Source organism: Jhaorihella thermophila, assembly GCF_900108275.1.
GTDB classification, from domain to species: Bacteria; Pseudomonadota; Alphaproteobacteria; order Rhodobacterales; family Rhodobacteraceae; genus Jhaorihella; species Jhaorihella thermophila.
The window spans coordinates 669,230-677,390 of record NZ_FNVD01000001.1 but is presented as its reverse complement, the minus strand read 5'-3'; the positions used below and the strand labels follow the sequence as shown (position 1 = coordinate 677,390).

At 65.9% G+C, this 8,161-nt stretch carries 6 protein-coding genes and 2 pseudogenes; 1 reads left to right on the top strand and 7 read right to left on the bottom strand.

Going from position 1 to position 8,161, the window contains the following annotated elements:
- Positions 1 to 195: pseudogene (locus C4S70_RS03255) on the bottom strand (transposase); the annotation flags it as partial.
- A 956-nt stretch (positions 196 to 1,151) separates the two neighbouring features.
- Here C4S70_RS03255 and C4S70_RS03250 point away from each other — a divergent pair.
- Positions 1,152 to 1,556 carry a DoxX family protein gene (locus C4S70_RS03250; RefSeq protein WP_104006627.1) on the top strand — a complete coding sequence of 135 codons (405 nt, stop codon included), beginning with the start codon at positions 1,152 to 1,154 and terminating at the stop codon, positions 1,554 to 1,556.
- 59 nt (positions 1,557 to 1,615) lie between these two features.
- On the opposite strand, the gene C4S70_RS03245 is transcribed toward C4S70_RS03250, so the two are convergent.
- The 6 genes and pseudogenes from C4S70_RS03245 to C4S70_RS03215 all read right to left on the bottom strand — a co-directional run bounded on the left by C4S70_RS03245 (position 1,616) and on the right by C4S70_RS03215 (position 8,131).
- A complete protein-coding gene (locus C4S70_RS03245) occupies positions 1,616 to 3,094 on the bottom strand; it encodes a carboxypeptidase M32 (RefSeq protein WP_104006626.1) in 1,479 nt (492 codons plus the stop codon).
- Complete coding sequence (gene ctaA / locus C4S70_RS03240; RefSeq protein WP_104006625.1) at positions 3,091 to 4,245, bottom strand: heme A synthase; 1,155 nt, start codon at positions 4,243 to 4,245, stop codon at positions 3,091 to 3,093. Before ctaA ends, C4S70_RS03245 begins: the two co-directional genes overlap by 4 nt.
- A 66-nt stretch (positions 4,246 to 4,311) precedes the next feature.
- Positions 4,312 to 5,064, bottom strand: a complete 753-nt coding sequence (locus C4S70_RS03235; protein WP_104006624.1) for an RNA methyltransferase — start codon at positions 5,062 to 5,064, stop codon at positions 4,312 to 4,314.
- A gap of 66 nt (positions 5,065 to 5,130) precedes the next feature.
- On the bottom strand, positions 5,131 to 5,721 hold the full coding sequence (locus C4S70_RS03230; RefSeq protein WP_104006623.1) for a retropepsin-like aspartic protease family protein: 591 nt from the start codon (positions 5,719 to 5,721) through the stop codon (positions 5,131 to 5,133).
- A 168-nt stretch (positions 5,722 to 5,889) separates the two neighbouring features.
- Positions 5,890 to 6,504 (bottom strand): MarC family protein, encoded by a 615-nt coding sequence (locus C4S70_RS03220; RefSeq protein ID WP_104006621.1) that lies wholly within the window; start codon positions 6,502 to 6,504, stop codon positions 5,890 to 5,892.
- Between the two features lie 121 nt (positions 6,505 to 6,625).
- Positions 6,626 to 8,131: pseudogene (locus C4S70_RS03215) on the bottom strand (arylsulfatase).
- Positions 8,132 to 8,161 lie beyond the last annotated feature (30 nt).

Genomic DNA, 8,161 nt, shown 5'->3' with positions numbered 1-8,161 from the left:
ATCCGGGCGAAGATGCCCTTGTCGCTCCACCGCTTCCAACGATTGTAGAGCGTCTTGTGCGGGCCGTATTCCTTGGGCGCATCGCGCCACCGCAAACCATTGCGATTGATAAAGATAACCCCACTCATGACGCGCCTGTCATCGACACGTGGCTTGCCGTGTGAACTTCGGAAAGAAGGGCTCAAGCCGCGCCATCTGCGCATCCGTCAGTCAGAAAAGATCAGACATGTTCACCGCTCGTTTTCGGAACGATGAATCACGCAGCAGACCGAAAATCAATGGGGCCTGAGCCTAAGCGACGGGATCTGGACCGAGAGCTTTCAGCCCGGCGCTCTGACGGTATCCGCGCTGGACGAGGAGGCGCGCGCGGAACTGCGGCTGCTGTTCCCCGAGCTGTTCAGCGGCGAAGGGAAGAACGTGCCGATCAGCGCGCGCCCCAGCCTGAAACGCCATGAAGCCGAACTCTTTGGTCGGAGCACGCCGACGGTCGATGACTGTCCCGCCCGTGGCAGCGGCAATTCCCGGGCGATCTGCGTCCGGCCCGCGCCGCGTGACGAGAGGTGACAGCCGTGACCGGGCCCTGTGCCGTCCGTGTTCGCCCCTCGTGTCTTTGGTCGTTCATGCCGAACGGGGAAATCCATTTCAAATCAAACTGTATTCCGGTCGCGTGGTCCGCTGCCGGGGCGCGCAGCACGCTGCACTGCGTTTCTGCGGGTAGTGGCCCTTTGAACCCGTCTCGCGCAAATATCCTGACGCTGAGCGGCGCCCGTGGCGCCAAGGAAGAACGCACTGTCCCGGTGTCGACAATCGGGGCTGACGAGGACGATCCGCGGCGCGCCCGTCTCAGCCCAGCGTGGGGGCCATCACATATCCCAGAAACAGAAGAGACATAAGCATAAGGCGCATGGCTAAAACTCCAGACTTCGCCCCCGCCACGGTCAAACTTCCCATCCGAATGTGGCAAGACCGAGACGGGAATCGGGCGGGACCGGACCCCGCCACCGCGCGGCAGCGGAACGGGGCCGTCGCGGGCACGGATGTCGCTCATGTGCATTGTCGCGCAGGATCTGTGAAAACTTCGTGAATTGCCGCCGCCCCCGATCGCGCCAAGCTTGTCCGGCCTCGCAAACAATGCTTGGAGAGACACTCTCATGGACAGTTTTCGGGATACCGGATTGCTGGCGGCGCGCGTTCTGCTGGCGGTCCTTTTCATCGTTGCCGGTATCGGCAAGCTCGGCAATGTCGAAGGATTCACCGCTTACATGGCCTCGGGCGGGGTGCCCGCCTTTATGGCCTGGCCGGTGATCGCGCTGGAAATCCTTGGCGGGCTGGCGCTGCTGGCGGGCTGGCAGACCCGCTGGGCGGCGCTTGCGCTGGGGGCGTTCAGCCTGGCCGCCGGCCTCCTCTATCACCTGATTCCGGCGGATCAGATGCAGATGACCATGTTCTTCAAGAATGTCGGTCTGGCCGGCGGCTATCTCGCGCTCGCCGTGGCGGGGCCGGGGCGGTTCTCGGTCGATGCGCGCACGGGCAGGGAAGCGGCGGCCGCCGCCTGACCGGCGCAGGTCGAAGGTCAACGAGCGGCCCGCCTTGCAAGCGGGCCGCTTTTCGCGTTTCAGGCCGCCTTCAGGCCGTAGAGAGCCCCGAATTTCTCTTCGAGATAGTCCAGCAGCGGCGCCTCGGTCGGGGCCACCCCGCTGGCCGCTTCGATCATCTCGAGGGGGGGGCGCAGGGCGCCGTGGCGCTGGAGATTTTCGCGCAGCCAGCCGGTCGCGCCGGAGAGATCCCCCGCGGCCAGTTGCGTATCGAGATCCGGCACCGCCTGCCGCAGCGCCTGATGCAGGCAGCCCGCATAGACATTGCCCAGCGCATAGGTCGGGAAATAGCCGAACAGCCCCACCGACCAGTGCACGTCCTGCAAACAGCCGTTCGAGGGCTTGTCCACCGCGTAACCGAAATCGGCGGCGAAACGGTCGTTCCAGGCGGTTTCCAGATCGGCGACCTGCAGTTCGCCGCGCATCAGGGCGCGTTCAAGGTCGAACCGCAGCATGATGTGCAGGTTGTATTGCACCTCGTCGGCCTCGGTGCGGATATAGCCGTTATGGACCCGGTTCACGATCGCGTAGAAACTGTCCGCGTCCGCCACGCCGAAATCGCCGAAGGCCTCGCGCATCCGGGCGAACAGCCAGCCGGTGAAGGCCCGCGACCGGCCCAGCTGGTTTTCGTAGATCCGGCTCTGGCTTTCATGCACGCCCATCGAGGCGCCATGCCCGATCGGCGTCAGCGCATAGGCCGGATCCACCGCCTGTTCATAGGCTGCATGGCCCGTTTCGTGGATGGTGGAATAGATGCAGTTGAAGGGGTCGTCCTCGGCGGTGCGGGTGGTGATGCGCACGTCCGACCCGCTGCCGGAGCTGAAGGGATGCACCGCCTTGTCCAGCCGCCCGCGACTGAAGTCATAGCCGAAGACGCGGGCCAGACGGCGGGCCAGCTTCATCTGCGCGCGTTCGTCGAACGGGCCGCGCAGGCCGTCCGGGCCGGGGCGGTCCAGCACCGCCGCGCGCAGGGCCGCCAGCCGGGGGCGCATTGCATCAAAGATCTCGGCGATGCCGGCCCCGGTCGCGCCGGGCTCGTAGTCCTGGAGCATCGCATCGTAGATATCGCCCCCCTGCGCCAGCGCCGCGCCTTCCTCGCGCTTGAGCGCGACCACCTCTTCCAGCACGGGCCGGAAGGCGGCGAAATCCTCGTCGGCGCGGGCTTGCGCCCATTTTCCCTGCGCCTCGGACGTGACCTGCGCGATGCGGGCAGCAAGATCGGCCGGCACGCGGGTCGCGCGGTCGTAGGCGCGGCGGATCTCGCGCAGCTGGGCGCGGCCTGCCTCGTCGGGGGCTTCGGCGGTTTCCAGCCATTCGGCCACTCGCGGATCCGAGCGGCGGGCGTGCAGCACCGCCTCGATCGCTGCCATTTCCTCGCCCCGCTGGGCGGCGGCGCCGCGGGGCATCATGGTTTCCTGATCCCAGCCCAGCCGCCCGGCGATCTGCGCCAGTGCCATCGTCTGGCGGGCATGGGCCATGAGGTCGTCATATGCGGTCATTTCTTCGCCCCTCGGATCGTGTCTGCCACCGGATAGCCGGCCATGAAGCGGGCGCGCAGGATCAGCACCCAGGTCAGAACCGCCACCAGCTGGTGGGTGATGGCCACATGCAGCTGCGCGGCATAAAGCACCGTGACGATGCCCAGCACCACCTGAACCACCAGCGCCGCCAGCGCGGCGTTGAAGGCGAACCGCGTCGCCTCATGGGCCGAGCCGCGCCCGCGCGCCCAGGCGAAGATCCCATAGGCCAGCAGCGCATAGCCCACCATCCGGTGCATGAACTGCACCAGCGAGGCGGTTTCAAGGAAGTTGCGCCAGATCGGCGTGGTCTCGAACGGTTCGGGCGGCAGGAACTGGCCGGCCATCCAGGGCCAGTCTGTATAGGTGCGGCCCGCGTCGATGCCCGCAACCAGCGCGCCCAGCAGGATCTGCAGAAAGGCCAGATGCATCCAGCCCGTGGCGGTCGCAAACAGCCGTCTTTCCCGCGCGCGCCGGGCCTGCAGCAGGTCGCGCTCTTCGCGCCCCAGCAGGAATACATACCATGCGATCACTCCCAGTATGACGAAGGCCAGGCCCAGGTGGATCGCCAGACGGTAGGACGCGACCGAAGTCACATCCATCCCCGACACCACGCCCGAGGCCACCATCCACCAGCCGATCGCGCCCTGCAGCCCGCCGAGCGCGCCGGGGATCAGCAGCCGCCCGGTCCAGCCCGGCGGGATCCTGCGCGCGATCAGGAAACCCAGGAGCCCGACCGCCCAGACCAGCCCGATGAAGCGACCCAGCTGGCGGTGGCTCCACTCCCACCAGTAGATCCGCTTGAAATCCTCAAGCTCCATCCACTGGTTTTCCAGCCGCCACTGGTCGATCTGGCGATACTTGTCGAACTCGGCCTGCCAGTCGGCTTCGCTCATCGGGGGCAGGGCCCCGGTCACGGGGCGCCATTCGGTGATGGACAGGCCGCTGTCGGTCAGCCGCGTCAGCCCGCCCACGACGATCATCGCCACCACCAGCGCGAACAGCACCATCAGCCAGGCGCGAATCCCGCGCCGCGCGCCGCCGCGCCCGCGGTCGATCAGCCCCGGCTGCGCCGCCGGCCGGCGCGGGGTGTCGTCGGAAACTTCCTCGAAAATGCTGCGCTTGCCGCTCATGCTACCCTCATCTGCACATTCCGGCGAAAGCTAGGCGTCCGCGCCCCCGCCGTCCAGCCCTGCGCTTCAGTCGCCGCGCTCTTTCCAGCGGACCATCTGCCGCATGATTCCGTGCAACATCTGCACATCCGCCTGCGTCAACCGCATCCGGCTCCAAAGGTTGCGCAGGTTGACCTTCATGTTCTCGGCCTTGGCTTCGGGAAAGAAGAACCCGGCCTGATCCAGCCGTTCCTCGTAGTGTTGGGCGAGCTTCTCCACCTCGATCGCGGTGGCCCAGTGATGCTTGCCGGGTCGGTCGATCTCGTGGGCAAATCCGCCCTTCTGCCGCTGCCATTCATAGGCCGCCAGCAGCACGCATTGGGCAAGGTTGAGCGAGGGGAACGCGGGGTTCACCGGAACGGTGATGATGGCGTTGGCGCGCGCCACCTCGTCATTTTCCAGCCCCGTGCGTTCGGGGCCGAACAGAACCGCGACCCGTTCGCCGGCGGCGATCCGTTTGGCCGCCAGCTGCATCGCGCGTTCGGGGCTCAGGACCGGTTTGGTCAGCTCGCGCGGGCGGGCGGTGGTGGCCAGAACCCAGTTGCAGTCGGCCACCGCGCCGGCCAGGTCGTCATGCAGCGTGGCCTCGTCCAGAAGCCGCCCCGCGCCGCTGGCCAATGCGCCGGCGGCGGGGTTGGGCCAGCCGTCTCGCGGGCGGACCAGGCGTAGCCGGTCCAGCCCGAAATTCCACATCGCCCGCGCCGCCGCGCCGATATTCTCGCCCATCTGCGGGCGCACGAGCACAAAGGCGGGCTGGGTCGGTTGTCCGATCTGGGTCATGCGATGTCCGCGTGTCGTTGAAAATCCGCCCCGCTCCTAGAACGCGCAGACGGCGGGGGCAAGCGGTCAGCGGCCTTCCCGGCTCAGAACCAGCGCATTGCCGGTGATCTCGATCCGGTCCCATAGCTGCAGCCAGGACATGCCCAGCAACGACTGGTCCATCTCGCCGCCATTCACCCAGGCGCGGAGGTTTTCATGACGCACCGGGCCGATCTCGACGGCACCCAGCCGCACCGGTGCAGTGCGCACCACGCCATTGGCCGTGTAGGCACGCCCGACATAGGCCAGATCCTCCGTGTCGATCCCCGCCCTTTGCGCATCCGCTTTCGCCAGCACGACCTGGCTTGCGCCGGTGTCCACCATGAACTCCACCGGCGCGCCGTTCACCTTGAGCGTGAGGTAATAATGCCCGTCATTGGCGCGCGGCACCTTGATCCGGCCCGCCTCGGCCACCGCGCCCAGCCGCGGGCGCACGGTCTGGCGGATGTCGTCCCACAGCCCGATCGCCGCGATCACGCCAAGAAAGATGAGCCCCCAGGCGATCGCCTGTTGCGCCACCTTCCCGGCCGATGCGCGGTTTGAGCGGACGAACCAGTAGACCAGCGCCGCACCCAGCAGCACCAGATAGGCGATGTGGCCTTGGTCGAAGGCAGTCATGCGGCGTTCCCGGTCGTCGGCGTTCTTTTCTTATCTAGGAACGACGCCGCGTCATGCCAGACCGCTTGCCCTTCGCCTTCCGCCATGTCCCCGTTCTTCCTCTTGCCGAAAATATCCCGGGGGTCCGGGGGCAGCGCCCCCGGCGCCTCCGCCATCTTCGCGCCATCCTCACCCGGCAAAGCCGAAGTCCCGCATTCCGTCCAGAATGAACTGCACCGACAGCGCGGCCAGCAGCATCCCCAACAGCCGCGTCACCACGTTGATCCCGGTCTTGCCCATCAGCCGCGCCAGCCAGCCCGAGGCGAGAAACAGCACCAGCACCACGCCGATCACCGCCAGCATCACGCCGACCACCATCCCCAGCCCCTCCAGCCCCGGATGCTGGCCGGTCAGCAGGATCACCGTGGCGATCGACCCCGGCCCGGCGATCAGCGGCATGCCCAGCGGAAACACCGACGGGTCGGGGCGGTCGTCTTCGGCCTGATCCTCGCGCCGCTTGGTCCGGCGTTCGAACAGCATGTCCAGCGCGGTCAGGAACAAAAGTGCCCCGCCGGCGACGCGGAAGGCCGGCATCGAGATGCCGACAAAGCCCAGCACCGCCTCGCCGAAGGCGGCGAACAGGGTCAGCAGAATCGCCGCCGTCGCGCAGGACCGCCACGCAATGCTGCGGCGCTGCGCTGCGGGCATGTCATGCGTCATCGCCACGAACAGCGGCGTCAGGCCGATCGGGTCGACGATCACGAACAGCGTCGTGAAGGCGGTTATGAGGAATGCGGCGTCCATCGGTTCCCGCTTGCAGCACGGATCGGCGCCGATGCCAAGCCCCTTCCGGGGCGCGATGGCCCGCGTGACAAAAAAACGCGCCCCGAAGGGCGCGTTCGGTTTGTCGAAATCGCAGAGCCGGTCAGGGGTTGCCGGCCGGCTGGCTCAGCTGTTCCATCACCTTGTCCAGGTTGAAGCTCGCCGCCTTCATCCGCGGCGGGTATTCCTTGAAGGTCTCCAGGAACTTCGCCACATAGGCCTGCGCCGGCACATACATGTAGGCACGGTCGAGCATCCAGTCGTAATAGGTGTTCGACGTGCGATATGCGCGTTCATACGGATCCCGCCGCAGGTTGAAGATCAGCGGCGTCAGCGGTTCGATCCAGGCGCGGAAGGTCGCCCATTCCTTCTGCTCAAGGAAGGTGATCTTCCAGTCGTTGAAGCGCAGCGCCGCGAGGTCGCCGTCATCGGTGAAGTAGAAGATTTCCTTGCGCGGGCTCTTGTCGGTTTCACCCGTCAGCATCGGCAGGATGTTGTAGCCGTCCAGATGCACCTTGTAGTGGCGCCCACCGCCGACCTCGGCGACATCCACGCCCTTGAGCAGGTCTTCCTTGACGGTCGGATCGCCCGCCGCGGCAAGGAAGGTCGGGAACCAGTCCATGTGATGCACGATCTCGTTGGACACCGACCCCGGCTTGATGTGACCGGGCCAGCGCACCATCGCGGGCACGCGCCATGCGCCTTCCCACTGGGTGTTCTTTTCGCCCCAGAACGGAGTCATGCCGGCATCGGGCCAGGTGTCCATGTGCGGCCCGTTGTCGGTCGAATACTGAACGATCGTGTTCTCGGTCAGCCCCAGATCGTCCAGCGCCTTGAGCAGTTCGCCCACATGCATGTCATGCTCGATCATGCCGGCGGAATATTCGTCCACATGCTTGCCGGCGATCTCGTCGGCCTTGGCGCGCATCTCGTCGCTCACATGGGTGTGGAAGTGCATCCGCGTGCCGCTCCACCAGACAAAGAACGGCTTGCCCTGTTCCTTGGCCCGCTTCATGAAGTCGATGGCTGCGGCGACGGTTTCCTCGTCGATGGTTTCCATCCGCTTCTTGGTCAGCGGCCCGGTGTCCTCGATCCGGCCGTCGGCGAAGGAGTGGATCACGCCGCGGGGGCCGAATTTTTCGCGGAACTCTGGGCTTTGCGGATAGTCCTCGTTTTCCGGCTCTTCTTCGGCGTTGAGGTGGTATAGATTGCCGAAAAATTCGTCAAATCCGTGGTTTGTAGGCAAATGTTCATCCCGATCGCCGAGGTGGTTCTTGCCGAACTAGCCGGTGACATAGCCTTGCGCCTTCAGCATGCCGGCAATGGTCGGACCCTCGATCTGCATGCCTTCCTTGGCACCCGGCAGGCCGACCTTGGACAGGCCGGTGATGAAGGACGACCGGCCCGCGGTACAGGACTGTTCGCCGAAATAGTCGGTAAAGAACATCCCCTCTTGGGCGATCCGGTCGATATTGGGCGTGCGGTAGCCCATCAGGCCCATCGTGTAGGCCGAGATGTTGGACTGGCCGACATCGTCGCCCCAGATCACAAGAATGTTGGGTTTGTCCTGCGCCTGCGCGGATGTCGCGGAGAAACCCGAAATGGCCATCCCAATTGCAAGCGCCGCGCCGACGAGTTT

What these genes read in the sequence shown, in the direction of transcription:
- C4S70_RS03235 (WP_104006624.1), bottom strand. Translation starts at nt 5,064, where the DNA reads ATGACCCAGATCGGACAACCGACCCAGCCCGCCTTTGTGCTCGTGCGC.
- ctaA (WP_104006625.1), bottom strand. Translation starts at nt 4,245, where the DNA reads ATGAGCGGCAAGCGCAGCATTTTCGAGGAAGTTTCCGACGACACCCCG.
- C4S70_RS03250 (WP_104006627.1), top strand. Translation starts at nt 1,152, where the DNA reads ATGGACAGTTTTCGGGATACCGGATTGCTGGCGGCGCGCGTTCTGCTG.
- C4S70_RS03220 (WP_104006621.1), bottom strand. Translation starts at nt 6,504, where the DNA reads ATGGACGCCGCATTCCTCATAACCGCCTTCACGACGCTGTTCGTGATC.
- C4S70_RS03245 (WP_104006626.1), bottom strand. Translation starts at nt 3,094, where the DNA reads ATGACCGCATATGACGACCTCATGGCCCATGCCCGCCAGACGATGGCA.
- C4S70_RS03230 (WP_104006623.1), bottom strand. Translation starts at nt 5,721, where the DNA reads ATGACTGCCTTCGACCAAGGCCACATCGCCTATCTGGTGCTGCTGGGT.